The organism is Streptoverticillium olivoreticuli subsp. olivoreticuli, from assembly GCF_003391135.1.
Classification (GTDB): domain Bacteria; phylum Actinomycetota; class Actinomycetes; order Streptomycetales; family Streptomycetaceae; genus Streptomyces; species Streptomyces blastmyceticus.
In genome coordinates, this window is sequence record NZ_CP031455.1 from 446,347 (window position 1) to 472,468 (window position 26,122).

At 68.3% G+C, this 26,122-nt stretch carries 25 protein-coding genes and 3 pseudogenes; 22 read left to right on the forward strand and 6 right to left on the reverse strand.

The genetic code is table 11. From position 1 onward, the window contains the following. Positions 1-34 precede the first annotated feature (34 nt). The 3 genes and pseudogenes from DXZ73_RS02025 to fxlM form a co-directional block, all read left to right on the forward strand. Complete coding sequence (locus DXZ73_RS02025) at positions 35-508, forward strand: NUDIX domain-containing protein (protein ID WP_240351087.1); 474 nt, start codon at positions 35-37, stop codon at positions 506-508. Continuing rightward, on the forward strand, positions 498-971 hold the full coding sequence (locus DXZ73_RS02030; protein ID WP_116209329.1) for an NUDIX domain-containing protein: 474 nt from the start codon (positions 498-500) through the stop codon (positions 969-971). Before DXZ73_RS02025 ends, DXZ73_RS02030 begins: the two co-directional genes overlap by 11 nt. Before the next feature lie 103 nt (positions 972-1,074). Beyond that, positions 1,075-2,188 (forward strand): annotated as a pseudogene (gene fxlM, locus DXZ73_RS02035) (methyltransferase, FxLD system); the annotation flags it as partial. Positions 2,189-2,427: 239 nt separating this feature from the next. Here fxlM and DXZ73_RS02040 read toward each other — a convergent pair. Continuing rightward, entirely contained in the window at positions 2,428-2,691 is a 264-nt protein-coding gene (locus DXZ73_RS02040; protein WP_116209330.1) for a hypothetical protein, read from the reverse strand. A 223-nt stretch (positions 2,692-2,914) separates the two neighbouring features. Between DXZ73_RS02040 and DXZ73_RS02045 the strand changes: the two genes are divergently transcribed. Next, positions 2,915-3,637, forward strand: a complete 723-nt coding sequence (locus DXZ73_RS02045; protein WP_162889964.1) for an IclR family transcriptional regulator — start codon at positions 2,915-2,917, stop codon at positions 3,635-3,637. Positions 3,638-3,879: 242 nt separating this feature from the next. On the opposite strand, the gene DXZ73_RS02050 is transcribed toward DXZ73_RS02045, so the two are convergent. After that, positions 3,880-4,119 carry a hypothetical protein gene (locus DXZ73_RS02050; RefSeq protein ID WP_116209332.1) on the reverse strand — a complete coding sequence of 80 codons (240 nt, stop codon included), beginning with the start codon at positions 4,117-4,119 and terminating at the stop codon, positions 3,880-3,882. A gap of 260 nt (positions 4,120-4,379) precedes the next feature. Beyond that, a pseudogene (locus DXZ73_RS39075) lies at positions 4,380-4,547 on the reverse strand (DUF4236 domain-containing protein). Here DXZ73_RS39075 and DXZ73_RS02065 point away from each other — a divergent pair. From DXZ73_RS02065 to DXZ73_RS39080, 7 genes and pseudogenes are all read left to right on the forward strand, one after another. Beyond that, positions 4,528-5,265, forward strand: coding sequence for a hypothetical protein (locus DXZ73_RS02065; protein WP_240351088.1), 738 nt, complete (start codon positions 4,528-4,530; stop codon positions 5,263-5,265). The pseudogene DXZ73_RS39075 and the gene DXZ73_RS02065 overlap by 20 nt on opposite strands. A 103-nt stretch (positions 5,266-5,368) precedes the next feature. Continuing rightward, a complete protein-coding gene (locus DXZ73_RS02070) occupies positions 5,369-6,688 on the forward strand; it encodes a UDP-glucose dehydrogenase family protein (RefSeq protein ID WP_116209334.1) in 1,320 nt (439 codons plus the stop codon). 240 nt (positions 6,689-6,928) lie between these two features. After that, positions 6,929-7,963, forward strand: coding sequence for a hypothetical protein (locus DXZ73_RS37815; protein ID WP_162889965.1), 1,035 nt, complete (start codon positions 6,929-6,931; stop codon positions 7,961-7,963). Positions 7,964-8,131: 168 nt separating this feature from the next. Further along, positions 8,132-8,545, forward strand: a complete 414-nt coding sequence (locus DXZ73_RS02075) for a glycosyltransferase family 4 protein (RefSeq protein WP_116209335.1) — start codon at positions 8,132-8,134, stop codon at positions 8,543-8,545. A 486-nt stretch (positions 8,546-9,031) separates the two neighbouring features. After that, positions 9,032-9,688: a recombinase family protein gene (locus DXZ73_RS02080; protein ID WP_116209336.1), complete on the forward strand. Its 657-nt coding sequence runs from the start codon at positions 9,032-9,034 to the stop codon at positions 9,686-9,688. Positions 9,689-10,078: 390 nt separating this feature from the next. Next, positions 10,079-11,293, forward strand: a complete 1,215-nt coding sequence (locus tag DXZ73_RS02085) for a hypothetical protein (protein ID WP_116209337.1) — start codon at positions 10,079-10,081, stop codon at positions 11,291-11,293. Between the two features lie 288 nt (positions 11,294-11,581). Next, a pseudogene (locus DXZ73_RS39080) lies at positions 11,582-12,028 on the forward strand (DUF4158 domain-containing protein); the annotation flags it as partial. Positions 12,029-12,258: 230 nt separating this feature from the next. Here DXZ73_RS39080 and DXZ73_RS37820 read toward each other — a convergent pair. Continuing rightward, complete coding sequence (locus DXZ73_RS37820; RefSeq protein ID WP_162890491.1) at positions 12,259-12,552, reverse strand: DUF1330 domain-containing protein; 294 nt, start codon at positions 12,550-12,552, stop codon at positions 12,259-12,261. Between the two features lie 191 nt (positions 12,553-12,743). On the opposite strand from DXZ73_RS37820, the gene DXZ73_RS02095 reads away from it, so the two are divergent. The 4 genes from DXZ73_RS02095 to DXZ73_RS39990 all read left to right on the forward strand — a co-directional run bounded on the left by DXZ73_RS02095 (position 12,744) and on the right by DXZ73_RS39990 (position 16,411). Beyond that, the gene (locus DXZ73_RS02095) at positions 12,744-13,646 is read left to right on the forward strand and encodes a LysR family transcriptional regulator (RefSeq protein WP_116209339.1); all 903 of its coding nucleotides are present in this window, start codon (positions 12,744-12,746) and stop codon (positions 13,644-13,646) included. A gap of 694 nt (positions 13,647-14,340) precedes the next feature. Beyond that, positions 14,341-15,177 carry an esterase/lipase family protein gene (locus tag DXZ73_RS02105; protein WP_116215364.1) on the forward strand — a complete coding sequence of 279 codons (837 nt, stop codon included), beginning with the start codon at positions 14,341-14,343 and terminating at the stop codon, positions 15,175-15,177. A gap of 23 nt (positions 15,178-15,200) precedes the next feature. Beyond that, on the forward strand, positions 15,201-15,953 hold the full coding sequence (locus DXZ73_RS37825; protein ID WP_162889966.1) for a hypothetical protein: 753 nt from the start codon (positions 15,201-15,203) through the stop codon (positions 15,951-15,953). Further along, positions 15,950-16,411, forward strand: coding sequence for a glycosyltransferase (locus tag DXZ73_RS39990; RefSeq protein WP_116209341.1), 462 nt, complete (start codon positions 15,950-15,952; stop codon positions 16,409-16,411). Before DXZ73_RS37825 ends, DXZ73_RS39990 begins: the two co-directional genes overlap by 4 nt. A gap of 643 nt (positions 16,412-17,054) precedes the next feature. On the opposite strand, the gene DXZ73_RS02115 is transcribed toward DXZ73_RS39990, so the two are convergent. Together DXZ73_RS02115 and DXZ73_RS02120 are read right to left on the reverse strand one after the other, a co-directional pair. Beyond that, entirely contained in the window at positions 17,055-17,726 is a 672-nt protein-coding gene (locus DXZ73_RS02115) for a cutinase family protein (protein ID WP_116209342.1), read from the reverse strand. Between the two features lie 615 nt (positions 17,727-18,341). Then, the gene (locus tag DXZ73_RS02120; RefSeq protein ID WP_116209343.1) at positions 18,342-20,318 is read right to left on the reverse strand and encodes an AfsR/SARP family transcriptional regulator; all 1,977 of its coding nucleotides are present in this window, start codon (positions 20,316-20,318) and stop codon (positions 18,342-18,344) included. A 118-nt stretch (positions 20,319-20,436) separates the two neighbouring features. Here DXZ73_RS02120 and DXZ73_RS02125 point away from each other — a divergent pair, with 118 nt between their 5' ends. The 7 genes from DXZ73_RS02125 to DXZ73_RS02155 all read left to right on the forward strand — a co-directional run bounded on the left by DXZ73_RS02125 (position 20,437) and on the right by DXZ73_RS02155 (position 25,958). After that, the gene (locus tag DXZ73_RS02125) at positions 20,437-21,315 is read left to right on the forward strand and encodes an alpha/beta fold hydrolase (protein WP_116209344.1); all 879 of its coding nucleotides are present in this window, start codon (positions 20,437-20,439) and stop codon (positions 21,313-21,315) included. An 85-nt stretch (positions 21,316-21,400) separates the two neighbouring features. Next, positions 21,401-21,712, forward strand: a complete 312-nt coding sequence (locus tag DXZ73_RS39090) for a helix-turn-helix domain-containing protein (protein WP_240351090.1) — start codon at positions 21,401-21,403, stop codon at positions 21,710-21,712. 231 nt (positions 21,713-21,943) lie between these two features. Then, a complete protein-coding gene (locus DXZ73_RS02135) occupies positions 21,944-22,600 on the forward strand; it encodes a transposase (RefSeq protein ID WP_240351091.1) in 657 nt (218 codons plus the stop codon). A gap of 150 nt (positions 22,601-22,750) precedes the next feature. Then, positions 22,751-23,290 carry a hypothetical protein gene (locus tag DXZ73_RS02140; protein WP_116209345.1) on the forward strand — a complete coding sequence of 180 codons (540 nt, stop codon included), beginning with the start codon at positions 22,751-22,753 and terminating at the stop codon, positions 23,288-23,290. Positions 23,291-23,302: 12 nt separating this feature from the next. Further along, entirely contained in the window at positions 23,303-24,487 is a 1,185-nt protein-coding gene (locus DXZ73_RS02145; protein ID WP_116209346.1) for a hypothetical protein, read from the forward strand. Then, positions 24,484-25,122, forward strand: a complete 639-nt coding sequence (locus DXZ73_RS02150; protein WP_116209347.1) for a histidine phosphatase family protein — start codon at positions 24,484-24,486, stop codon at positions 25,120-25,122. Before DXZ73_RS02145 ends, DXZ73_RS02150 begins: the two co-directional genes overlap by 4 nt. Before the next feature lie 203 nt (positions 25,123-25,325). Next, complete coding sequence (locus DXZ73_RS02155) at positions 25,326-25,958, forward strand: formyltransferase family protein (protein ID WP_162889968.1); 633 nt, start codon at positions 25,326-25,328, stop codon at positions 25,956-25,958. The last annotated feature ends 164 nt before the right edge of the window (positions 25,959-26,122 follow it).

Below are 26,122 nucleotides of genomic sequence, written 5' to 3' on the forward strand. Positions count from 1 at the left end.
GTTGGCGAATCCATGGATTCCGCCGGAGCAGTACGTGAAGAAGCTGCCGATGCACGCGAGCTTCGGCTGCATGTTCTTCACCGACACCGCTGGGCGGGTGTTGCAGCTGCGATCGAGCATTCCCGAGCACGGGCAATTGTGGCAGTGGCCGGGCGGCAACACCGACGAGGTGAACGAGGCACCGTTCGAGACCGCGGTCAGGGAGTGCAGGAAGGAGACCGGCATCACCTTCACCGGTCGCCCGAAGGTCCTCGCGGTGTTCTGGCAGCCGGTAGGCAAGTGGCCCGTGGCCAAGCTCGGCTTCGCGTTCGACGGAGGCCAGCTCACAGCCGGCGACATCGACCGCATCACGCTGGACCCCGACGAGCACGCCGAGTTCGCGGTGAAATCGCTGGACGAGTGGGCCAAGATCTTGGACACCCGGGGCTGGGAACGGCTCGCGGCCGTCCACCACGCACAGCGAACCGGCACGGCGGCGCACGTGGAATTGAGGCCCGATGCCGTCTGATGACCACTTCCTGGTGGGCGCCGGCGTGTTCATCCAACGAGGCGACGGGCACGTCCTGCTCGTCCACCACGCCAAGACCGGCCACTGGGTGATCCCCGGTGGCAAGGCGGAGCCCGGCGAGACGCCCCGGCAGTGCGCGGTGCGCGAGGCCCGCGAGGAGACCGGGCTCGACGGCCAGCCCGGTCGGCTGCTGGCCGTCCAGCACCTCACCGCGGACCGCCACTGGGGCAACAAGTACATCGCCGACCCGTACGAGCTGTTCGTCTTCGCCCTCCACACGGACCCCGACCAGCACGCCAGCATCCAGGTGCCGGACGGGGAACTGCTGGGCTGGGACTGGTTCACACCTGACGACGGCGTGAAGCTCATGGACCCGACAAACGCGGCACTCTTCACGGCCACGGTCAAGGCTGCGGCCAGCGGAACCTGCGCTTACCTCGAGGACCTCCAGGCGCTGGAGTGATCAACGAGCGAGTGCGCCTGTTCTACACGGTGCGCGCCACCGCGCACGCGGTGGCGCGCACGCTCCGCACAGCTCACTTGCAGATCAGGAAAGAAACCGCTCCGTGCCCAAAGCGATCGCTGACTCCGAGCGCGCTGCGCAGCTGCGCAGCAAGGTCGTCGACGAACTCATCGAACGCGGCGAGATCATCTCCAAGGCAGTCGAAGCCGCGATGCGGAAGGTCGAACGGCACAAGTTCGCCGCCGAGGCCAGCCTGGAGGACGCGTACAACACCTACAACGCCGTGATCACTAAGCGGAACGAGCACGGGAATGCGGTCAGCTCGGTCAGCGCCCCGCAGATCCAGGCGTTCGTGCTGGAACAGGCCGGAATTTGCCCAGGGATGCGGGTACTGGAGATCGGCTCCGGGGGCCTCAACGCCGCCTACCTGGCCGAGCTGGTCGGTGACGCCGACGACGTCACAACGGTCGACATCGACCCCGAAGTTACCGATCGGGCTGCCTATCTGCTGGCGGAAGCTGGCTACCCGGACGTGAGGGTGGTCCTCGCCGACGCCGCGGAAGGCGTTCCGGCTCACGCCCCGTACGACGTGATCATGGTGACCGTCGGGGTGTGGGACATCCCGCCCGCGTGGGTCGAGCACCTGACGGAGGACGGGCGCCTCGTCGTACCGCTGCGGATTCGCGGGCTCCAGCGGTCGGTAGCCTTCCAACGCGAGGCTGATCGACTGGTCAGCACATCGGTACGGATCTGCGGTTTCGTGCCGATGCAGGGCTCCGGAGCGCGTGACTCCCAGTTCTTGCTGGTCACCGGCACCGATGAAATCGCTCTGCAGTTCGATGATGGTCACCGTGCTGCCGGGCTTCTGCACCATGTCCGTGGACAAGGACCTCGACACCGGCATCGTCGCCCCGTGGAACAAGCGCTTTTCCATGGCCGCCGTGGACGGACCCAGCTTCGCCTACCTCACCGTGCGGCTCACCGAGGACGAGCAGTCCTTCGAATACGGCGTGCACGCCCTCGGCCCGGACGGCCCCGAAGTCGCCGACAAGACCGCCGGGCACCTGCGCACATGGGACCGGGAGCACCGTGGCGGGCCTGGCCCGCGCATCACCGTCTACCCGGCTGGCACCCCCGATGACCGGATTCGCGAACTTCCCGGCGCACGCGTGATCGACAAGGATCGCTGTCGGGTCACGCTCTCCTGGCCCTTGACAGCGGCTAGCGCCGGGGATGATCTGGACCGCCTCGCCAATCCTGCTGATGAGGGCCGTGGGGGCCTCGGGGCACAGGCGGTTCGGCCCTGCGGCCGGGGAACAGACATCGGAAGTTCACGAGGCTCCTGCTGTTGTGGCGTTGGGGAGTGAGATCACCTCCGTAACGACCCAGGAGCCTCGCCTCGTTACGCGCCCTTTCGTGCCGTCGTCATCATCCTACGGCACAGGATGAGAATCCGTCATTGGGCCAGGACGAAGAAGAAAGCGACGTACATGAAAACGATGAACAGCGCCAGCTTGAAAAGTCCGGCGAAGAATCCGCTGCCACCGCTGTAGTGATGGGGAGTGCCGTGCGATCGGCTGGACTGGTGGACGGCGTGGTTGACGTGGTTCATGTGGGTTCGATGGGCGGCGTCAGCCATGTGCTGCTGCGTGTGGCGCCGCTGCGTATCGGCGGCCTGGTGGTTCATCTGGTTCTGCCAGATGAACTGGTTCGGATCCATGAAGGGCCTCCTGCGTTCGGTCAATCCTGGAATGCGGCCAACGGTCCCGCGCAGGTAAGGAATCCGTCCACCTTCTTGGGTCACTCAGTGACACGCAAGTCTAGAAAACACGATCTCCGCCGGTCACTCTGTTCGTACAGGCCCTGGCCATACGTTTCGGGGCTTCATCGTAGGAGGAGCCACAGGGGGCGTAATGGACGACCACACTGTTATAGGCCGGGCCATGGAGATCCTCGGCGCCGTTGCATCCGCGCCGGTGCCGATGTCACTGTCCAAGCTGACTGAGGAGACCGGAATCCCGAAACCCACCGTGCGCCGGATCGCCAATCAACTCGTTGCGCACGGGGTCCTCTACCACCACCTGGGCGGATACCGCATCGGCCTGCGGGTGACGGAACTGGGTGGCATGGCCGCGCGACAGCTCGGCAGCGCGGAGTTGGCGGCGTCCTTCGTCCACGAACTCCATCGACGCACCGGCCAGATCGCTTGGATCGGCGCTGTCAGCGACGATTGCCTGGTCATGCTCGACACCGCATTCGCTCGGGATCACGTAAGGATCATGGGTACCTCATGGCCACCGAAGATGAAGTTGGAAACAATCGCGGCGACTGCCGCCGGACAGCTCATGATGGCGCTGCGCGCGAACGAGACCGGAGAAGTTCCCCGCTGGAGCCTCACCCGGCTGACGCCGTACACCGTCACCAGTCCGCAGAGGCATCTGGACAGGCTGCGGAGCGCGGCCGAGACAGGAGAGGCCGTGGAATGGGAAGAGGTCCGCCTCGGCTGGTGGTGCGGCGCAGCATTGGTACCGGGCCCCACGACCACGCATATCGTTGGCCTCACTTCAAATGTGCACGAGCTGTCAGCGGGCAGGGGCTTGGGCCAGCTACGACGCATCGCCGACGGCCTTAGCCGCGAACTGAGCAAAGGCTCATTTAGCCGGTAAGTCAGCCTCGGGGGCGGTCTGCCTGACACCGGGACACTCCGCATGACGGCTGGCGGGTTGCCGTCAATGCGCCCCCGCACTGCACGGGCCCCCTCCGTACTGACCTGCATCCTCGTCGGGTCCAAGGAGACTGAACGCGTCAACGTAGGTCAGACGGCCTTCCGGAGCGCCGTACGCCTGACGCATGTCGGTGGCGGTCAGGGCGTGAGGGAAGCCGCCCGCGAGAGCCCAGCCGCGCATGCTCACCGTGCCGTCGTCGGTCGTGGTGTGGCGGGCGGTGACGGCGCCGGGGCGCCGGTGGCCAGGCAGACGGCGATGATCTCGATCATCACCGCGTGCTCGATCTCGTCGAAGAGCCCGTGCTCGTCCGAGTCCGTGATGATGTGGGCGGTGGTCACCAGGGGCGTGCCGCCGGGGCCCTGGGCGACGGCCGACAGCACCACGTGCCCTCGAGGCAGGGATTCGAGGATGGCGGCCACCATAGGCCGGCCCGGGCGGCGAGACGGATGAAGTGCTCGGTGTCCACTTCGGCTTCGGTGTCGGCGCAGAACGCCTTGATGGTGTCGTGGGCGGCTCGGACGAGGGCGAGGCGGTGCTCGGCGAGGTGGTGTCCGGGGTCGGTGCACTCGGGCGCAGAGGGGCCTTTCTGGTGACGGGGTGGGTGTTGTGCGCGGTGCGCGTTGTGAATTGCTCCTGGGAAGTCTGACGCTCAGCGGGCCCTGCGGCGGGGGCTGATGGTGCGTCAGGAGGACGGGCCGGGCAAGTCCACGGAGGTCGTGCGGCGGCCGGTGGACGAGTACATACGGGCCAGCCCCTACGGGCCCACGGCGACGCTCACCGACTTGCGGTTGACGTTGAGGCGCAGCAGCCCGGGGATGAGCGTGATGGTCTTGCGGGAACCAGGCCTGATCACCTACAAGGGCACGGGCACGCGAAACGCGCTGGAGGAGCAGCGTGGCAACCCGGCCTACGCCGACGATTTGTCCGGTCTCCTCGACCACCTCCCGTTCGTCGTGGAAGCCGGGTGCGGGACCAGCATCGAGGCCGGCATCCCACCGCTGCACTGGCTGCACGAGGTCTACCGGGTCACCGCCCGCGCGGGCAACGATCTCACCCAGGGTTACGCCTTCACCCTCGCCCCGGCCTCCGACATCCTGATCAAGGAGATGCTGACGGACACAGTACGGAAGGTCGACGGCATGGTGGCGATGTTCCGCTCCCTGTTCCTCGCCGAGCCGACCAGCGCGCACCGGACCCCGAAGGCCCTGTACGACGCCGGACACATGACCGGTCCGGTGGCCACACACAACTTCGACCGCCTCGTCGCCCGCGTTGGGCTGCCGGAGGCGTTCATGCGCCGCTATGACCAGCGCATCCCGCACATGCCGTTCCCCGACGACGCCAAGTCGGTGCTCGTGATCGGTCTGCACGCCGACCGGCGCGGGGTCCAGGCTCGCGCCCGCGAGCTCGGCCTGAAGGTCTTCTACCTTGACACCGAGGGTGTCACCGAGAACGGCGTCGGCAAGCCCTACCTCATCGAGGGCGCCCGGGAGGGCGACGTCGTGGTCCGCTCCGGGGCCACCCCCGCCCTGCTCCACCTGGCCGAACTCCTCAACGTGAACGTCTGAGCGAATTCGGCCCAACTCGGGCCTGCTCCCGCACCGATAGCGTCTGGGGGCACACCGGGCACGGTGTGCCCCCGACCAGACCCAGACAAGACAAGGACCTGCAATGCGCGTTTCCGTGATCGGCTGTGGTCACCTCGGCATCCCGCACGCGGCGGCGATGGCCGAACTCGGCCACGAGGTCATCGGCGTGGACGTCGACCAGGCCAAGATCGACCGGCTCAACGCTGGCGAATGCCCCATCTACGAGACCGGCTTGCCCGAACTCCTCGCTCGCCACACCACGAGCGGGCGCCTCCGCTTCACCACCGACATCCACGAGGCCGCCGACCTCGCCGAGGTTCACTTCATCGGCGTCGGCACCCCCATCGACGCCGACGGCCGCTCCTACGACACCGGGCAGGTGTACGGCGCCATCCGTCAACTCGCCCCCCACCTCGATCGGCCGTGCACGATCGTCGGGAAGTCCACCGTCACCGTCGGCACGACCAGCCAGGTCACCGCCCTCGCACAACGCCTGGCCCCCGCCAGCGAACGCGTCAACGTCGTATGGAACCCCGAGTTCCTCCGCGAAGGACACGCGGTGCAGGACACCCTCCGCCCGGACCGCATCATCGCCGGCCTCACCACCACCGAGGCCGAGAAAGCGATCCGTACCGTCTACGCCCCCATCCTGGACGCCGGCATCCCCCTATTCGTCACCGACCCGCAGACCGCCGAACTCGCCAAGGGCGCGGCGAACACCTTCCTCGGCCTGAAGATCAGTTACATCAACGCCGTCGCCGACATGTGCGAGGCCGCCGGTGGCGACATCTCCCAGATCGTGGAGATCCTCGGCATCGATCCCCGCATCGGCAGCGGCGGCATGAGGCCCGGTATCGGCTACGGCGGCGGCTGCCTGCCCAAGGACATCCGTGCCTTCACCGCCTCCGCCCGGCAGCTCGGCGCGGACGACGCCGCCACCCTCCTGCGGGCCGCCGAGAAAATCAACGAGGGCCGGACCGCCGCGGCGATGAGCCTGGTGGCCACAGCACTCGGCCGACCACTCCAAGGCGCTGCCATCACCGTATGGGGTGCCGCCTTCAAGCCGGGCACCAACGACGTCCGCGAATCCCCCGCTCTCGCCCTCGCCCACGCCCTCCAGCAGGCCAGCGGCACCGTCACCGTTCACGACCCGCAGGCCGTGGCCACCGCCATGATCCGCAACCCCGAGTTCGACTACACCGACGATCTGCCCGCCTCCCTCGACGGCGCCGATCTCGTCGTCCTGGCCACCGAATGGCCCGAGTACCAGCAGGCCAGCCCCCAGGCCCTCGTGGGCCGCCCCGCCAATCCCCTGCTCGTCGACTGCCGTACCGTCCTCGACCCCGAGCCCTGGCGTGCGACGGGCTGGACCGTCCACCAGCTCGGACGACCTGCGAAGTAGAACCAGGCCCCCGTCAGACCGCGAACCGCGGCCTGACGGGGCGCCTCGCCCCGACAGGGACAGGCTCGCCGCACCCTGCACGAGAGACGGCTCCTCTATAACCTTTCCCTGCACGGGAGTTGACGGATGGGGTACGGTGCCCGCATCAGGTTGCTTCGTGCCGGAAACGAAGCGACCCCCGGTCGGTGTTACAGCACCAACACGGGGGTCTACACCACGAGGAGACAGGAACTCCCCGGGATGCTCAGGCATGCTATCGCGCCTGCGTCGTTCTTCACGCAGGTGTCCAACGAGATCATTCGCCATCCGCGTCTGTCGTCGGACGCGGTGCGTCTGCTGACCTGGCAGCTGTCGCTTCCGCCAGGCGCCGATCAGCCGCTCTCGAAGACCGCAGAGCGCGCCGGGATCAAGCGGGCCGGCTTCATGTGCGCCAAACGCGAGCTCACGGCCGAGGGCTTCCTTCACGAGTGGCGGCTGCAGGGCTCGACAGGCCGGTGGTCGACCACACAGTTACTCTCCAGTGTGCCGTTGTCCGCGGACGACGCGGCCCTGGTGCGGGACGGTTGTCCGACGGGCGGGATACCGGCCGCCGGTGGACCGGGAAGCCGGTCCGTCGGCCGTTCCCAGAAGAACACCGAAGAGAACACCCCCAGCCCTCCCACACCACCCTCCCCTCCGGACAAGCAGGCAGACGCCGAGGCTGCGGCACAGCGGGAGGAAGAACCCCCTCTCAAGCCGACGGCAGTACCACAGGCACCCGCCCCGCCCCTTCCGGCACCGCTGGTCGAGCAGGGGGCGCTCGCCCTCGCAGCGATCTCCCACAGCGAGCGACAACTCCGGCTCTCCGGCCACGACATCGCCGCACTCGCACCGATAGCAGGCCAGTGGTTCCAACGCGGTGCCAGCATGACCGACCTCCGCGACGCCCTCACCTCCGGACTGCCCCCAGCTGTCCGCTCCCCCGCAGGCCTGACCCACAACCGCCTCACCCGCAAGATGCCGGACCCATCGACGCGTCCTCAACAGTGCGCAGACGGGCATCAGATGGCTGGCCCGTCGTCCCGGCTGGCCGGGACACGCGAATGTCAGGGCACGCACGTACAAACGCAGTTGTTCCGACCCGTGGCCGATGAAGTCCTGTGCCAACAATGCCGCCGCGAGACGACCGAAGCTGAGGGCGAGCCCGAGCAGGTCAGCGCTGCGGTGGCAGCAGCGCTGCGCGGCGCGGCCGCGGTACGGGCATCTCTCGACAGCCTCGCGCGGGCGACAGCATGAACAAGAACTCACCCCCGCCCTGACGCCTGCGACCGATCCCTTTCAGCGCACCGACGGTGCGACCCTGACGAAGCCAGCTGGGAGGAGTACTTGCACCGATCCCATCCGGCGCCGCCGTCAATCCGCCCAGGGAGTCAGCAGCCCACCGGCCTCGGCTGCGTCGATCTCATGGTCGCGCCGGCAGTGCGCGAGCCCTTCGGCATGATCTGCCTCGAAGCCATGGCTTGCGGTACCCCGCCCATCGCCACCACCACTGGCACCCAGCTCCACGTCATCGTCCCCGACGGCCCCTGCGCCACCGGTTGGCTCGTCCAGCCGGACGACCCCGAGGACCTCGCCCATGCCCTCATCACCGCTCTGGCCGACGCCGACGAACGCAAGCGGCGCGGCACCAACGGCCGCTCCCCCATCGAGAGCGCCTACAGCTGGAGCCGGACCGCAGACCGCTACGTTCCCACCTATCACCAGGCCGCACCGCGCTGCCCCAGGGCCGCGTCCTCCCCGGCCCGCAACCCGAAGGAGTCCCCCAGGCCCAGCATCAACGGCCTACTCCTCGACATGAACGGCCTCTTCCGGAACTGACGCAACACCGGTGCCCACGCCACCGAGCAGCTCGCCGACCTCCCAACAGGCGCCATCGCTCGGTACGCGTACGGCCACCCGCCCTACCACCTTGCCAGGGTCGGGCTCCTCACCGACCAGCAGTGGGCCGACGACGTCGCCGAGCACCTGGCGAAGGACTACGGACCGGCCGTCCAGGACCACCTCGGTCCGTGGCGGGCCGACCGCGGGGAATCGAACCCTACGATGGTCAGCCCCCGCAACAGAACCGCGAACACGGGGTGTCGTTAACGAACGGCGAACCAGGTGACAAGTAGCTCAGCGTGATGCGCAGGCCCGCGCTGTACAGGAGGGAAGGTAGCTGCAGGCGCGCAGTGATCTTCAAAAAAACGTTTGCTGAAGATCGGTCGAGCAAGATCGAAAAGATGTGGGAAGCCTTCAAAAACTCCTTCAGAAACCTGAGGGCTTCAAGAGCCTCCAGACACCGTTTTCTGAGAAGATCACGGCATGAATGCGCCCCTGGAGCGGTCCGAGCTCCTCGCTGCCTCGCCCTTGGTGCTCACCGAGATCCGTATTGGGTATGCGCGGGTCTCGACCGGAGGGCAGAAGCTCGACCGTCAGATCGATGCGCTCAACGCGGCGGGTTGCCGCCGGATCTTCGCCGACAAGAAGTCCGGCAAGAACGACCTACGGCCGGAGCTGAAGGCGTGTCATGCCTTCCTCGCCCCCGGCGACACCCTGGTCGTCCCCTCGCTCGACCGGTACGGCCGCTCGCTCCAGGACCTCGTCAACATGGTCGCCGAGCTGCGTGAGCGCGGGATCGGCTTCCAGTCCCTGCACGAGGCCCTGGACACCACCACTCCCGGCGGGCGCCTGATCTTCCATGTCTTCACCGCGCTCGCCGAGTTCATCCGCGAACTCATCGTCGCCGGCACCCACGAGGGCCTTGCCGCCGCCCGCGGCAAGGTCGGAGGACGCCCCACCGTCGTCAACGAGGAGCTCATCCGGGCCGCCCGGGACATGCTGCCCAACCCGGCGAACAGCGTGACGTCGATCGCCAAGATCCTCGGTGTCTCCGTCGGCACCCTCTACAACCATATCCCCGACCTTCAGGAGCTTCGCCGCAGCCGCGTGCCCCGCCAGCTCGAAGGAACGCAGGGCTGATCCGGCGCTCCTCGCCCAGCCAGGATTCTCCCGCTGCACTTTTCGGCTTACCTGGCCGGGCCTCAAGAAGGGCCAGAGCCCTCACCCGCCACCGTTATGCGCATGCTCCGCAACCACGACGAGCAGACGGCCACGGACGCAGTGACCGAAGGCATCTGACCAGAACGGACTCCTCAGCGGCCCTAGAGCGGCATCGACGGGACCCCTCTTCCTGGGGTCTGGGGCCTGGCCGGTTTGTCTTCCTGTGTCCTTGTGGCAGTTGGCTGCCGACCGCCAGGATCGCCGGGCCAGCGGTACCTCGGGCAGGCGAGCTGAGCGTGGGAGCGCCGTGCGCGGCCTTCTCGCTGACTCCGCCGTTCCGTGGTCTGGAGCGTTCCGGGAGGTAGAGCAGTGGTGTACTCGAAACCGCAGGAGTTCGGCGAGTTGACCTTGGTCTTCAGTGCGGGTGAGACCGCTCCTCCGCAGGGCTACTACGCCCTGGCGGGCATGGTGGACGAGTCGGTGACGATGACCTGGGTCAAGGAGACCCACCCCGGCTCGGGAGCACTGGCAGAACCTGTGGAATGGGAAGATGTCTCTTGGGGGAGTATCAAAGCCTGGAGGCCGGTCGCGCCCTCCGGCTACCGGGGCCTGAGTGACGCGTTCTCCAGCGCGGAGCTCGGACTCACCCCGGTGCCCCGGCATCTGATGCGCTGCGTCAAGGAGACCATCAACGGGCGCGGCTACGTGGCCCTGGGCGCCAAGCTGTACGCCCTGCTCCTGGAGACGGTTCCGCCGGGAGTGTTCCCGGAGTCGCCGGGGGTACTGGTCGCCCCGGGAAAGTGCACGTGGAACTGCATGCGCGTGGGAGGGATGGTGGTCGGCAAGGACCCGGGTGATGTGTACGTGCTGGACCTGCCGGTCCGGGCGAGCCAGGGACAGGGCCCGTCGGCCCCGGTCCTCCAGGGCTACGACATCGTTCCGCAGACCACGCCGGAGGCCATCGACCGGGAGGTCATCGTCCCGTGCACCGCCGTCTACGACCGGGGGAAGACCCCGGAGTGGATCGTGGTGAACTCCCCGACCTACACGCTGCGGCGCAAACGCTTCTACACCCTGGTGGCCTCGCTGAACCTGAAGGACTCCGATTCCCCGGGCGAGATCAGCCAGGCCGTCAGGTGGGGCATCACCAAGACCCAGTCCGAGTCCTTCCACGAGTCCACTGGCACGAAGGTGGGCTTCGAAGTGGGCGTCGAGGCTGGGGTCGAATTCGAAGGCATCGGCGCCAAGGTCCACGCCACCGCCAGCACGGAAATCTCCCACGAGATGGGGTATGAGACCTCGCACTCGGTCTCGACCATGCGGGAGGAAGAGGTCGCGGTCAAGGCCGATGCGAAGGCACGGCACACCACCGCCCTGTACGCGGAGACCCACACCATCCACGCCGTGCGCAATGACGTCAATCATTCCCCGGTCTCCGACAGCAACGGGCTGACCTTCAAGGCCGGAGTCCAGGCCGTGGCCGTCCAGTACCCGCCGCCGAAGCCCGGAGAGACGCTCCCCTGGGCCGCACCCGCACACCTCTACGATCAGTTGCGGGAAGTCGCCGAGCAGCGCACTGCCTGACCACGGGCGGAGAGCCCGGCGGGAGACTGTGTCCCTCTGCGGAAGGACACAGCCTCCCGCCGGAATAGTCCGCTCTCGGCTCGCTGGCCAGCACAACGACGCTCGGGAAGTCCTGGACGGCCGGTCCGGGAGGTCGAGATGGCCATGGCCATCTTCCTCACCCCGTCGGCACGGGCCGTTGCCTGGAAGTGGATCACGTCGTTGGGCTGAACGAGTGAACGCCGCACGCGGTACCACTGGCGGCAGCCCGTCGCCCGGCCCGGGGCGTCGAGAAAGGGCCGGGTGCGGGTGAGCAGGGATCTGGGGCTGGACGCGGCGGTCGAGCACTTCACGCTCGTTGGCGACGAGGTGGACTGGCTGCGGAACAAGAGCGGGGCCACCCGCCTGGGCTTCGCCGTCCAGCTGAAGTTCCTCCTTTTCCGCGGCCGCTTCCCCAAGACCCGCATCGAGCTGCCCGCGGACGCGGTCGCTCACGTGGCCAACCAGGTCGGTGCCCCGGCTGCCGACATGGCGCTGTACGACTTCACCTCCCGTACGGCCAAGCGGCACCGCAGCGAGATCCGGGAGCTGACCGGCTGGCACGAGTGCTCGGTCACCGACCAGATCAAGCTCGCCTCCCACTTGGTCGATGCGATCTGGCACGACGAGCGGCGCGAGGAACAGGTCCGCGCCGAGCTCTTTCAGCGCATGGGCCACGACTTGATCGAGCCGCCGACCCCGGATCAGGTCGCGGCGATCATCCGCTCCGCGCTCCGCCAGGCCGACGAGCGGGCCGTCGCCGAGGTTGCCGCCCGCCTCGCACAGGCCGAGGGCTGCCTGCGGCCCGCCCGACAGGGATCAGGCCGTCGAGGACGTGGACGACGAACTGGGACGCAGGGCATGGCTTCGAACTCGTCTCGTGAGTCGTCGTTCAGCACCGTGTGCGTATCAGGTGACGGATGCTCAGCGATGGCTGGGCCCGCCGGTCAGTCGATGCCTTCGATGATGCGGAAGTCGCGCTCGACGCCGTCGGGGAGGGCCACCAGCGCCTTCTGGTATGCCTCGCTCTCGTATGCCGCGACGGCCTGTTCAAAGCTGTCGAACTCGATCAGAACGACGCGTTGCGTGATTCCGGCCTCGTGGGCGACGACTCGAGCGCCACGGGACAGGAGGCGCCCGCCCCCAGCCTGGACAGCCGGACGGGCCAGCTTGTCGTAGGCAGTCAGCCTCTCAGGGTCAGAAATGGCGGGGTAGACACTGACCCAGTAGCCCTTAGCCATGGAAACCTCCTGTGTTCGGCCGGACACGTCCGACTTCGAATTCACACTCAGATCGGTCGATCCCGGCGACGGGTACTGCTGCGGTCAGTGGAATCGTCATATGCGCAGGTTAGGGCTTGATGTGCGGTCGAGGGAAAGACCGGTACGGGATAGACTCAGAACGGATCGTTATCAATCGGCAGGGAGGGCACGTGGCGCCGGATACGGTGAGCCTGCGGTACTTCCTGGTGCTGGCGCAGGAGTTGAACTTCACCCGCGCGGCCGCACGGATCGGTATCGCACAGCCCGCACTCAGCGCCCGGATGCGCCGATTGGAGGCGGAACTCGGTACGGCCCTGCTGGTCCGCAACACGCGTAGCGTCGTATTGACCACGGCCGGTGCGGCTTTGGCGGAGTCCGCGCCGCCCGCGCTGGCGGCGCTGGACCGGGCATGGGACACCGCCCGGAGCGCGGCGGCCGGTGAACTGGGCACGCTGCGCATCGGATACAGCCTCAGCGCCGGGGCCGAGACGGCACCGGCCCTGGTGGACAGGCTGATTCGCGACAGCAGCGGACTCGAGGTCGGCGCGGTCCCGATGGCGACACCGGAGATCTCCCCCGCGGTCGCCGACGGCCGCATCGATGCCGGGATCACCCGCGGTGAACAGCCGGGCCGTGGCGTGCGCCGGTTCCTGCTGCGGCGTCAGCGCGTCGGGGTCCAGCTGGCGCAGCACCATCCGCTGGCCGAACACCCGGAGATCGAGATCGCCGACGCGGCCGCGTATCCGCTGCGACTCCCGGACCGTGCGGCCAACCCCGTGATCCACGATCAGCTGTCCGCACTGTTCCGAGACACCCGACCACAGCCCCGATTCCACACGCCCGCAGTCTCTTTCGACATGTCTCAGCGCGACCTGCGCGACGGGGTCACCCTCGCCCCGGCCGGAGAAGCCGCGGTCACGGCACAACCGGCCGGTCTCACCTGGCGACCGCTGCGGGGCGCGCCCGGCCTGACGATCCACCTGGTCCTCCCACGCGAGCAGTCGCCGCTACACCACCGCATCCGTGCCGTCGCCAAAACCCTGGCGCACGAGCTGCACTGGCTGCCGGACTGACGCGCAAGAGGTCAAGCGAGACGGACGCCTGCGGTGGCGAGGCCGAAGACCTTGTGCCCGGCGGACTTCGCGGTGATGACGACGGCGGTCTTGCTGAATGTCCGACACGACCTCGCTACGCCGGCGGATCAGCATCCGATGATGGCCCCGGGGCCGGTCCGAGTCGTACACCGCGGCGACGTCCTCGCCCAGCGCGAGATCTCGGCGGATAGGGGCGGGGCCACGGCCAAGGCGTTCTCCGCGGAACTCAACTCCGGGGCGTGCCGGGGGGCCTCGAGGTCACTCGCGGCCGCACGACCCCGGAGAGGGGCTTTGTCGGCAGCCCCACCTACCCCCTTCGAGATTTGTGTTTCCTCCCTTCAGAACCTCCCGCCTCGCGTGCATACTGGGGGCCCGGAAAGTTACCCGGGGCACGCGGCCGACGGTCCGGGATTCTCCTCGGGCGTTACCAGGGCCGGAGTCTGACGGTGCGTCATCCGGTGGGACGTCGGAGGAGGTCACCCGAGGTTCCCTCCTCGGTCGGCACCCATGTGAAACATCGCGCGTGGCCCGAGTTCCACACTTCTCAGGAGCCGTCTTGCACATACCGAAATATGTCACCGCCGTCTGTGCCACCGCCGCGGCGACGGTCTTGGCCACCTCCACGTCCGCGGCCGCTGAGACCGGCCCTGAGCAGGACAATTTCCTTCCCGCTATGGTCCATTCCATCCTCCGCCTCGACATCGATCCGCCGGGCGCCAATGACTGGAACTGCCGTCCCAGCGCCGCCCACCCGCGTCCGGTCGTCCTGGTGCACGGGACCTACGAGAACCGCTACAACAACTGGGCCCGGATGTCCCCCGAGCTGAAGACCCAGGGCTACTGCGTCTACGCCCTCGACTACGGCGACACCGACGACGCCGGAGTGGCTCTCGCTCCCACCGTCAAGGGTTACGGAGACATCAGGAAGTCCTCCAAGGAGCTGGCCGCCTTCGTGGACAAGGTGCTCGCTGCCAGCGGCTCCGGCCAGGTGGACCTTGTCGGCCACTCCCAGGGCGGGACCCTGGCCCGCTGGTATCTCAAGGCCGACGGAGGCGCGACCCCGACCGACCCCTCGAAGAACAAGGTCAAGAAGGTCGTCCAGCTCGGCGCGACCAACCACGGCACCACCATGAGCGGCATCGAGACTCTCGCCGACAAGCTCCACATGCTGGGCCCCGGGGAGAAGCTCTTGGGGAAGGCGGGCATCCAGCAGTACGAGAAATCCGACTTCATCAAGGAGCTCAACGCCGACGGGGACACCGTTCCCGGGATCGACTACACCGTGATCGGCACGAAGTACGACGAGATCACCACCCCCTGGCAGAGCACGTTCATGACGGCGGGCCCCGGAGCAACGGTACAGAACATCACCTTGCAGGAGGGCTGCGTCGTCGACTTCTCCGCCCATCTGAGCATGTCGTACAGCCCGCGTGCGATCGGACTGGTCAAGCGGGCCCTGGCCCCCTCAGCCCCGGCGGCTCCCTGTGTGCTGAGGGCGCCCGCCTTCTGATTCCGGCACAGTTACTCTCCAGCGTGCCGCTGTCCGCGGACAACGTGGCCCTGGTGCGGGACGGATGCCCGGCGGTCGGGATCCCGGCCGCCGGTGGACCGGGAAGCCGGTCCGTCGGCCGTTCCCAGAAGAACACCGAAGAGAACACCCCCAACCCTCCCACCCCACCCTCCCCTCCGGACAAGCAGGCAGACGCCGAGGCTGCGGCACAGCGGGAGGAAGAACCCCCTCTCAAGCCGACGGCAGTACCACAGGCACCCGCCCCGCCCCTTCCGGCACCACTGGTCGCACAGGGAGCACTCGCCCTCGCAGCGATCTCCCACAGCGAGCGACAACTCCGGCTCTCCGGCCACGACATCGCCGCACTCGCACCGATCGCGGGCCAATGGTTCCAGCGCGGCGCCTACATGACCGACCTCCGCGATGCCCTCACCTCCGGACTGCCCCCAGAGATCCACTCCCCCGCAGGCCTGACCCACAACCGCCTCACCCGCAAGATGCCGGACCCACCGACACGTCCTCAACAGCACGCGGACGAGCATCAGATGTCTGGTCCGTCGTCGCGGCTGGCCGGGACACGGGAGTGCCAGGGTGCGCACACGCGGACGCAGTTGTTCCGGCCGGTGGCCGATGAAGTGCTGTGCCGACAATGCCGCTGCGAGACAGCCGAAGCTGAGGGCGAGCCCGAGCAGGTCAGCGCCGCGGTGGCAGCAGCGCTGCGCAGCGCGGCCGCGGTACGAGCATCGCTCCACAGCCTCGCGCGGGCGACAGCATGAACAAGAACTCACCCCCGCCCTGGACACCTGTGACCGATCCCCTTCAGCGCACCAACGGTGCGGCACTGACGAAGCCAGCTGAGAGGAGTACCTGCACCGATCCCATCCGGCGCCGCCATCAATCCACCCAGGGAGTTCAGCAGTGGGTCGGGCGAGGACATAACGAACTGCCCACCGGCCTCGGCTGCACCGATCTCATGGTCGCACCGGCCGTGCGCAAGCCGTTCGGCATGATCTGCCTCAGAGCCATGGCCTGCGGTACCCCGCCCATCGCCACCACCACCGGCAGCCCGCTCCACACCATCGTCCCCGCCGGACCCCACGCCGCCAGCTGGCTCGCCAAGCCGGACGACCTCGACGACCTCGCCCACGCCCTCATCACCGCCCTGGCCGACGCCGACGAACGCAAGCAACGCGGCACCAACGGCTGCTCCCGCATCGAAGATCCACCATCTTGAAGTCGCTGGTCGTAGGGCTGGTGTGAGCCGGTGCTCGTGTACTTGTGCTGACCCGGGGGCGTTTGTCGTAGCTCAAGATCGCCTGCCGTTCCTGCGATCACAGGTCTGCGGGTTCCCCGGCGTGCGCGAGGCGGGTGTCCCTGCGATCCGGGCAGGAGGTGCATCAAGGTGACCCAGGATGCGGGAGTGGACCTTCGTGAGCTGATCACGGCCCGTCGGGCCGAACGGCGACAAAGCGCCCGTCGGCACTGATGCGGGGACCGAACGAGTCGCCGTTGGCCTCGGTGCCGTCCGCGCGGACGCTGACGCGGACGGTGCCGGGATGCTTGGGCGCGCCCCAGGCCCGACAAGGCCACCGGAACCGCTGCGGCACAGAGGCCCAGAGCGGCGGCCAGGATGACAACGGGTCTGAAGTGGCGCACGGATCCGCCCGGTTGAGGAGACGCGCGGGCGCGGACAGTCAACTGCCTGTCAGGCTCCGGTCAATGATGCCGACCCGCTTCCACCACCGGATACGGCCGTTGTGGCAGCGATGCCTGGCCAGTAGCAACCAACAGAGCCCCTTGGAGCCGGTGCGGCGATTGGAATCACCACGTCGGCGACAAGAGGCCCTGCTGCGTCACCATCACAAGCCTTCCCGTGGTTACCAGGGATACCAGGCGCCGTTGTACCACTGCTCGTTGGCGTCGTCGTTGTGGTGATCCATGTTGAAGTCCGGCCAGTAGTTGTCGTTGTGGTTCTTCGGGTAGGTCCCGATGCCGGCGGACTCGTCGCAGATGTAGTCCCAGTAGCAGATCGACTTGACCGGCACGTTGCCGAAGTTCCGGTCAGCGCCTGCGAGCGGGTAGCCGACGAGGGGGCCCCAAGGCGTGGTGCTGCCGTTGGTGCCGGGCCCGCCCTGACGCTTGGGGTCCGCGAGGAGAATGGCGTTGACGTTGTCGAACGTCCTCCAGTTCTCGCTGATCCAGACGTGCACCACCGCGGCGCCCAAGGAGTACCCGCCCATCTTGACGTGCTGTCCCGGGCACGCGGCACGTTGGTCTCGGACCAGCCGGTTCAGCTCGTTGACGCCCGACCGGACGCCCAGGCCGGTGGGGACATCACTCATGTACCCTACGTGCTGCTGGATGTTGCCGGTGAAGCGGTCGTTGTTCCACCTGCTCCACGTGCCCCCGACAACAATCGTGTACGTGCCCTCGCACGGAGCGGCTGCCACCCGCGCTGCTGCCGCCTGCGCTGTGGACCCCTGCGCCAGTGAAAGCCCGGATGTCAGCAGAAGAGCGGCCAACGCGGCCGCGATCCTTCCTCTTCGCATTCGATTCTCCCCATGTAGTGGGCCTACGCGTCTGCCGTCCGATGCGGTGCACGGTCGGTCGGCCGAGTTCGCTGGACGACAGTGGCAGCGGCCGATGAAATCCCTGTGAAACCCGCAGGGCCCGAGCGGACTCACGCCAAGGATGGGCCGCCGACCGGTGCCCACGGTGACCAGTTGCCGCTGGGCACGAGCTGGTAGCGGCCGTTCAACGGGCCGGCGGAGATCCCGGCGATGATCTCGCCGTGCCGAACGGCCCCCGGTCCACCTGACTCAGATCACACGGTCGGCGAAGGCAAGGAAGACCGCCTTCGCCGACCCGACTGCTATCCAAGATCACGTCGTCGTTGTAGGGTCCGTGGCTTCGTGCGCACCGAGGCCTGCGGAAACGCTGGAATCCGGGCTTGACGCGCGCTGAACGCGTCTGCTGGGAATGCTCATTCTGCTTCGTGTCGCCCTGTGCGGTGGTCGCGGTGTGTTGTCGTCGCAGAGGGCAAGGAGTCAGGACACGCACGGCGCCTCGGTGGTCGAGTTCGGCCTGGCCTGCGACGTTCGGCCGACGACGCCGCACGTGGCGAACTCGGCGTCATGGGTCCCGGACGAATGGGTGCGATCTGCTCACCGAGGATGCTGGAGGGCGGTAGCGAGGTCGTCGAGGTGCTTCGCGACTGGGCCCAGGGTGAGCAGGCCGCTGCCTGCCCCGGCCAGCTCCGCCGTTGCGGGGGTGAGCTCCGTGAAGGCGCGCTCCATCGTCTTCCGGTCGCCGACGGCGATCGCGGCTCGTGCGGCAAGGCACCATAGGGCTTCGAACATCAGGTCGCGGGGCGGTTCCGGGAGCTGGCGCAGGGCTGTCGTGACCTCAGCGCCGCGGTCTTGGGCCAGCAGCACCAGGGGGCGGGTCCAAGGCTCAAAGGGTCCCCAGTCGGTGCGTTCGTCGGCCTGGGCGGGCTGTGCGTGCCGCAGGCGCAGGGACAGCAGGGCGAGTGGCAACAGCCCGCGTTCCAGTCCGGGCATGCCGGCTCCGTTCAGTTGCGCTGCGGCGTCCTGGTAGGCCGCCTCCGCCTCTGCAACTGATGTCCCGCCGCTCTCGGCGAGCCGCAGCGCCCGATACAAATGGGTGAACACGCCGACCAGCGGCAGCTCGTGGCGCTCGGCCAGGCGGTCTGCGCAGGCCGCGTGCCCGTCGGCTGTGGCGAAGTCCGCGAGCGCGCTTCGGGCCTGGAGCCGGATGAGGTGTCCGAGCACTTCGTAGGCGGCCATGCCGTGTCGGGCGGACAGGTCGACGAGCTCGGCGCCGATCTCGTCCCGGCGCGGGGCCAGACCCGCTCGGTGGAAGGTCTGCATGAACACGCCGTTAAGGGCGAACGCCAGCAGCGCGGGGTCGTCCAGGCTGCGGGCGATCTGCTCTGCCTGCCGGGCGGCATGGGGCCCGAGTGCTGAGCGGGTGCCGCGTGTCTCCAGGGCGATCGTGGCCAGGAGGCGGGCTCGTGCCGTCGGGTGCGCATCCGGCCGGAGGGCGGCCAGGGTGCGCTCGGCCGCTGCCACGACAGACGCGGCCTGCTGCGGGTCGTCGACCCGGGTCCAGATCGCCGGGACGTCGTAGGCGCCGATCACGCGGGCGGTGAGTTCCGTGTCGCCCAGTTCCTCCGCCGCCATGATGGCCTCCAAGCGGTGCTGGCGGGCGGCCTGAAGGCCCCCGCCTCCGGTCACAGCGAGATTGCGCAGCAGACCCACCGTCGACTCCAGTCGCGCCCGGGCGCCGGATGCCACGGTGCGGTCGTAGGCGGCGGCTGCCTGCGCCCACACCCGCCCCGCCGAACCCATTGGCCCGGACGCGGCCTCGAGGTGGCCGGCCTGGTCGAGGATGTCCGCCTCCAGGCGGCGCAGACCCGGGCCCGGATCCACCCCCAGTTGCTCGATGAGGAGCGTGCGCGCCCGGCGCAGCACCGCGAGCGCGTCGCCCTGGCGGCCGGTGCGGTACAGCGCGAGGGCCAGCAGCCGCCAGGCGTCCTCACGCCAGGGATGCTCCGCCACGTGCGCGTCCAGATCCGGCACTGCCTCGGCGGCAAGCCCCAGGGCCAGCCGGGCCTCGGCCCCGCGCTCGACGGCCTGCAGCCGCAATTCACCCAAGCGGGAGCGCTCCCCACGGGCCCAGATCTCCTCGGTGAAGTCGGCGTAGGCAGGACCGCGCCACCATCCCAGCGCCTCCTCCAGCCGTGCGAGCGCAGGCTGGGGTGGCAGTGTCGCGGCGGCGGCCACCGCCTGCTCGAAACGCCAGGCGTCCACCGCGTCCGGCTCCGCGTGCAGCGCGTACCCCGGGCCCTCGGTGACCAGCAGCCGGGCCGGAGCACGGGGTGGGCGCTGCGGTTCCAGAGCGCGGCGCAGCGCAGCCACGAAGGTACGCACCGCGCCCACCGCATCAGCAGGCGGGTCCTCCCACAGGTCCTCGACCAGGCGCGTGACCGGGACGACGCGGCGGCGGGAGACGATCAGCCGGGCCAGCACGGCGCGGTGCCGCGGCCCTTTCAAGGCGATCGCGCCTCCGGCACCGTCCCAGGCCACCACCGGCCCCAGCACCCCGAACGCGACCTGCATCTTCGACCACTCCCTTCCCGGGCATCGCCCCTGGTTACCGTAACGCGCTCACTCGATGCTCATCCGCGCCCGGCAGGCTGTGAGGCACCTGGTCACCTATAGGAGGAAGGGCGAAACCATGACGCCTGCCACCGCCGGCTTCACCTACCAACGCGTCCCCGTCGCGGACGGCGTGTCCCTCAATGCGGCCGTCTCCGGCTCGGGCAGTCCGATCGTGCTGCTGCACGGCTTCCCGCAGACCCACCTGATGTGGCGGCATGTCGCCGCCGACCTCGCGGCCGACCACACCGTGATCTGCCCCGACCTGCGCGGCTACGGCGCGAGCGACAAACCCGTCGAGACCGATGGCAACGTCTACGCCAAGCGCACCATGGCCGCTGACATCGTCGCCCTGGCCCGCGCGCTGGGGCATGATCGCTTCGCGCTGGCCGGACACGACCGCGGCGCCCTGGTCGCCTTCCGCGCCGGGCTCGACCACCCCGAGACGATCACTCACCTGGCCTGCCTCGATGTGCTCCCGACGGTAGACATGTGGGAGGTGATGCGCGGTGTCACTGCCGCCGTCGGCTTCCACCTCTACCTGATGGCCCAGCCTCCGGGCCTGCCCGAGCAGATGATCACCGCCAGCCCGGACGCCTTCTTCGGCCACTTCCTCGACATCTGGACCAACGACCCGCAGGCGATTCCCGCAGACGTCCGCGCCGCCTACCTGGACGCCTGCCGAGACGCGGTGCCCTCGATCGTGGCCGACTACCGCGCCTCTGCCGGCATCGACGTCGCCCACGACCAGGCCGACCAGGACGCCGGCAACCGTCTACGGATGCCGGTCACCGTGCTCCAACAGGACTGGGGCGCCGCCCTCGGCTTCGACGCGGCAGCACTGTGGGGCGCCTGGGCACCGGATCTGCGGCACACTACCGTCACCTGCGGCCACTTCATGGCCGAAGAAGCCCCCGCCGACATCGCCAAGGCACTTCGAGACCTCCTCTCCCGCTGAAGTCCGAGGCCGGGAGCGGCGCCAGGCAGGGCAGCGTTGGCGCCAGGTCCGGCGCCAACGCTGCCCTGCCTGCCCGGGAAAGGACATGGCCGAAGAGGTGAAGGTCCGCAGGCTGGCTGGTGCCCGGCATGCGCCGGCGGACTGGATCGTGCGGGCCAGGATCATCACGCTGGGCTGGGAAGGGAACCGTGTTCCGGTGATGGCGTCCCGGCTCGGGTGTCATCACAAGACGGTGCGCAAGTGGCTGCACAGGTTCAACGCCCAGGGCCTGGTCGGGCTCGGCGACCGTCCAGGATGTGGCCGCAAGCGGCGGATCACCGAGGCGGAACGCTCGCGGATCATCGAGCTGGTCCGCGAGCGTTCCGCCAGACCGGCTGGTGTGCTAGCCGCGGGGTGACCTGGCGGCCGATGAGGAGTCGGCCCCGGGCGTGTGGATTCTGGACGCCCTCACCGAGGCGGCCCGGCGCCAGGGTATCGACGTCCAGCGTTCCCAGGTCCGCAGGATCCTGCTGGCCGAGGGAGTGCGCTGGCGCCGCACCCGGTCCTGGATCACCAGCCGCGATCCGGAGTTCTCCCCAAAAGGACCCGGATCGTCGGCCTGTACACGGACCCGCCGGAGGGTGCCACGGTGGTCTGCGCGGACGAGCCCGGCCCGGTGATCCCGCGCACGTTCCCGCCGGCGCCGGGCTGGTCGCCGGACGGACACCGCATCAAGGCCGAGCTCGACTACAGCCGCGGGCCGGAGAAGACCTGGGTCCACGGCGGCCTGCGGCCGGCCGACGGCCAGGAGATCACCATGACCGCAGCCTCCCGCAACAGCGTCAACTACCAGCAGTTCCTCCTGCTGCTGGAGGATGCCAACCCCACAGGCGACATCGTGGTCGTCACCGACAACCTCTCCTCCCACAACAGCAAGTCCACCCGTGAATGGCTGGAGGACCACCCGCGCATCCGCCACACGTTCATCCCGGTCGGCGCGTGCTGGCTCAACCGCCAGGAAGGCTGGTGGCGCCTCTTCCGCAAGGCGGCCCTGGCTGGACAGTCTTCGCCGACCCCGACGAGATCGACCACGCGACGAGAGTCGCCACAGCCCGGCTCAACGCACGCGCCAAACCCTGGATCCGAGGCCGTCCCGCACCACCAACCCGCCGCCTCCGGCGCCGTTTCCAGTACCGCCTTTGAGGAATCGAGCAGTAGACACTGCCGTGTGTGGGCGCGGGCGGGTGTTGTCGACGGCCTCCCGGTACACCCGCTCGTGCCTGTGCGACGACTGCAAGCGCGATGACGAAGACAGCGAGAACGCGCGGCGACACCACCCGTTCGGAGCACGCTGTCGAGCGCCTCGTCGAACCGCAGTGTCAGGGTGGTGTGTGGGCCTGACGGCGGACCCCGTCCCGTTGCCGCCCGCCCCATTGCCGCCTGCCGTTGGAGTGTCATGCTGTACGCCTACGGGTTCGAGCGCGTGGGCGTCGTGGTGAGCGACCTCTACCTAGTGGATCCCACACTTCCAGCGGGGCGGGAGGGACCGGAACGAGGCGTTCGCCTGGAAATACGGATGTTCGAACCGGGTGACGCCGAAGGCTCCTTGTACAGGGCGTTTCCCATCACGGTAGGCCGTCCGCTCTGGCGGGCGGACCTCTTGGAGTCCGTGTTCAGCGTGCCCGGCAGCCTCGACCGCGCCCACTACCATCCGCGGTTCAACGGGTGGGGCCCGGTGGACGACGTCTTCACCGTGGAACTGACCGCGGCCCCCCTGGCATGGCTGGAGGCAAAGCTCACGAATCCCGAGGACCTGCTGGGCGAGGCCGGGGTGGCGGCACACGAGGTCGGGCCGGACGACGTCGCGGACCTCCGGGACTCGGCGCCGGGCATCATGGCCACGGTGCGGAACCTTCTCGACATCGCGTCGAAGGGGACGCGCGCCCGGCCACCGGACTGGCAGCAGCTCGACCGAGCCCGTCTCAGCTGGCTGTAACCGGGGAACCGCATGCTTCCGCCGCTCGCGCCGGACGAGAAATCCGCCGTGGATGACATCGACCACCGATCAGTCCTGAACACCCATCTGGAGTGGACACCGGAATTCGTGCTCCGCCTTTCGGATGGACGGACCGGGCAAGCGGCCGCGCCCCGGGCCGAGACTCCCAGCATGTACGAGGAGCAAGTGCCTCGCCCGGCCGGCGATAGCGATCAGGTGGCGGCCGAGGCTCGGGCCGCCTTCGTTGGGAGGGCTTTCGACCAGGAGTCCTTCGACGACGAGCTGAGCCGTCGTCGCTCTCGCTGGGGACACGCGGCCTGCTACGCCCTGTCGGCCGCCTTCTTCGAGGCCAGCCTCCACCGCTTCCGCGGCAGCACAGGGGGCAGGAAAGCGTGTCCGCGGCTGCTGTTCAACCTGCTCAACGGCGGCCTCCACGCCTACAGCCTCCCGGTGACCTCGGACTTCACCGAGTTTCTCCTCGTTCCCCGGGGCATCGACACCGTGAGGGCGATCGACGGCTACCGGCGCCTGCTGCGCGAGGCCCGTACGGCAGTGGCGCGCCTCCCCCTGCGGGCCGTCGGTGGTAATCCGGTGCACGACCTGGGGCCCGATCCCAATGCGCAGGCACTGTCGCTGGTGAGCACCCTGCTGGAACGGGTCGGCCTCGCTGAAGCATTCGGCATCATGATTGATGCCAGCGCGGGCGACTGGTTCGACGAGACTGGTCGGTACGTCCTCCCGGTCAGCGGCCGCCGCTTCGACCGGGACGGCCTCGTCGACTACTGGCTCGACCTGCTCATCCGCTTCGACGTGGTGATGCTGGAAGATCCTCTCGCTGAGACGGACATGGACGGCTGGAGCGCGCTGCACGACGCCCGCCCGTCCGGCTGCCGTCTGCTCGGTGACAACTTCACCTCCACCTGCTCCACGCAACTGGCAGCCAAAGCGCGCCACGTCGACGGCGTTCTGCTCAAGCCCGACCAGATCGGCCTCATGAGCGGGGTGTACCAGTTCGCCTCGCTGGCCAGGGACCACGGGCTGCCGCTGATCGCCTCGGCCCGGTCCGTGGAAACCGACAACCCGCTGATCAGCCACGTCGCCACGGAGCTTTGCCTGGACTACCTCAAGGCGGGCCCGTACCAGGACTTCAGCTCCGTGATGCGATCGAACGAGCTGCTACGCGCAGGTGCGGCATGACCGGCAGCGTGGTGGGATCCGTCACCATCACCACGGTGCGGCACTCGCTGACGGCTCACAACACGGCCGGCATCATCACTGGCCGCCTCAACGAGCCCCTGTCCGCCGAGGGGCGGGCTGCTGCCAGCGGGTTTGCCCGGGCCCATGGCACACTGTCGGCCGAGGTCGTGCTCTCCTCCCCTGCCCGGCGAGCCATCGACACTGCCAGGCTCGTCACCGGGCTGCCGGAAGAGGACATCGTCCTCGACGCACGCTGCCATGAACGGCATTACGGAGCCTTGCAAGGCCTGGACCGAGAGCAAGTGTCCGCATACGTAGCCCGGATCGTCTATGTGGAAGCGGGCGGGACGCGGCATTCAGTCAATCCGCCCGGCGGGGAGACGCTCACCGAGCTCCGGGCCCGGGCCCACCGCTTCCTGATGGCCGTCCTGTCCCTGTCCACGACGTCGGTCCTGGTGTCCTCTCATGGGACCTTCCTCCAGCAGTTCCACGGTCTGCTGCTCGAGCGGGGCACGATGGAGACCCTCGCCTGCCACATCCGCAGCCTGCAGATCGACCGCTTCACGCTCCGCGGCGAGGGCAGGCCACGACACCAGCTGATCCACCCGGGCCTGAGCACCGGCCTGGTCTGGTGAGCGGGGTTCCGGTGCGTATTCTTGTTTGCACAGGACGTGACCTGGTGACCTGTGTGGCACTGAACCGGCTGCTACCTGCGCTCCAAGACCATACGACTGCCGTCGCACTGCTGAGGCTGCCCCCGGTCGACTTGAGGTCGGGCAGCTCTTTGGACCGCCTGCGGTGGCACCTGCGGGACCTTCCTGACAAGGAGTTCTTCCCCGTGCTGGACCGGTTGGACTACCCACCAGGCGAGTTGATGTCGTTTCACCACCTCGCAGGCAACCTGGGCGTACCGTTCCACGAGATCGAGAACATCAATACCGGTCACGGCAGCCGGGTCGCACGGGAGTTCCAGCCGGACCTGATCCTGTCGGTGAAGTTCGGCCAGATCTTCAAAGAGCCGATCCTTTCCCTCCCTTCTTTCGGCATCCTCAACACCCATTCCGGGGCCCTTCCGCAGTATGCGGGCCTGTGGGCACCCGTCCGCACCCTCCTTGCCGGCGAGCGCAGGTTTACCAGTACCCTGCACGTGGTCGACCAGGGCATCGACACCGGACCGGTCATCGCGAGCGGACATCTGCCAGTCGAGCCAAACCGTTCACTGTTCTGGCATCTGCCCAGGCTGTACGTGCTGGGGATCGAGCTGTTCCTGCAGGTGCTGCCCGGCCTGACCAAGTGCACCCGGATCACAGCACATCGGCAGGAGAACTCCCGGCGCCGGTACTACGGCAAGCTGACAACGGAAGAGGAAGCCGCCTTCGAGAAACAGGGCTTCCGGTTTCTCGACGATCGCGACTACGCGGAAATCACCCGACGCTTCGGAGTGGATCTCTTCACCGTGAGCTCCGAATGACAGGGAAGTGCCCAGGCGTAGCCCAGTTCGGCGAGGGCAGCCCATTGCTCGGCATTCAGCCGGTCACGCCTGGCATCCAATTGGCGGCCGCCCCTGACTGGCCTCCGTGCGCCCTGCCGCAAGGGTGGATGTGAGGTACTGACTGAGTGGAGTGGCAAACCTCC

Coding starts and splice junctions, on each gene's coding strand:
- DXZ73_RS02080 (WP_116209336.1), top strand. CDS start 9,032: ATGAATGCGCCCCTGGAGCGGTCCGAGCTCCTCGCTGCCTCGCCCTTG.
- DXZ73_RS39090 (WP_240351090.1), top strand. CDS start 21,401: ATGGCCGAAGAGGTGAAGGTCCGCAGGCTGGCTGGTGCCCGGCATGCG.
- DXZ73_RS02150 (WP_116209347.1), top strand. CDS start 24,484: ATGACCGGCAGCGTGGTGGGATCCGTCACCATCACCACGGTGCGGCAC.
- DXZ73_RS02045 (WP_162889964.1), top strand. CDS start 2,915: ATGGAGATCCTCGGCGCCGTTGCATCCGCGCCGGTGCCGATGTCACTG.
- DXZ73_RS02070 (WP_116209334.1), top strand. CDS start 5,369: ATGCGCGTTTCCGTGATCGGCTGTGGTCACCTCGGCATCCCGCACGCG.
- DXZ73_RS02040 (WP_116209330.1), bottom strand. CDS start 2,691: ATGGATCCGAACCAGTTCATCTGGCAGAACCAGATGAACCACCAGGCC.
- DXZ73_RS02115 (WP_116209342.1), bottom strand. CDS start 17,726: ATGCGAAGAGGAAGGATCGCGGCCGCGTTGGCCGCTCTTCTGCTGACA.
- DXZ73_RS02125 (WP_116209344.1), top strand. CDS start 20,437: ATGACGCCTGCCACCGCCGGCTTCACCTACCAACGCGTCCCCGTCGCG.
- DXZ73_RS02120 (WP_116209343.1), bottom strand. CDS start 20,318: ATGCAGGTCGCGTTCGGGGTGCTGGGGCCGGTGGTGGCCTGGGACGGT.
- DXZ73_RS02145 (WP_116209346.1), top strand. CDS start 23,303: ATGCTTCCGCCGCTCGCGCCGGACGAGAAATCCGCCGTGGATGACATC.
- DXZ73_RS02105 (WP_116215364.1), top strand. CDS start 14,341: ATGGTCCATTCCATCCTCCGCCTCGACATCGATCCGCCGGGCGCCAAT.
- DXZ73_RS02030 (WP_116209329.1), top strand. CDS start 498: ATGCCGTCTGATGACCACTTCCTGGTGGGCGCCGGCGTGTTCATCCAA.
- DXZ73_RS02140 (WP_116209345.1), top strand. CDS start 22,751: ATGCTGTACGCCTACGGGTTCGAGCGCGTGGGCGTCGTGGTGAGCGAC.
- DXZ73_RS02050 (WP_116209332.1), bottom strand. CDS start 4,119: ATGGTGGCCGCCATCCTCGAATCCCTGCCTCGAGGGCACGTGGTGCTG.
- DXZ73_RS39990 (WP_116209341.1), top strand. CDS start 15,950: ATGAACAAGAACTCACCCCCGCCCTGGACACCTGTGACCGATCCCCTT.
- DXZ73_RS02075 (WP_116209335.1), top strand. CDS start 8,132: ATGGTCGCGCCGGCAGTGCGCGAGCCCTTCGGCATGATCTGCCTCGAA.
- DXZ73_RS37820 (WP_162890491.1), bottom strand. CDS start 12,552: ATGGCTAAGGGCTACTGGGTCAGTGTCTACCCCGCCATTTCTGACCCT.
- DXZ73_RS37815 (WP_162889965.1), top strand. CDS start 6,929: ATGCTCAGGCATGCTATCGCGCCTGCGTCGTTCTTCACGCAGGTGTCC.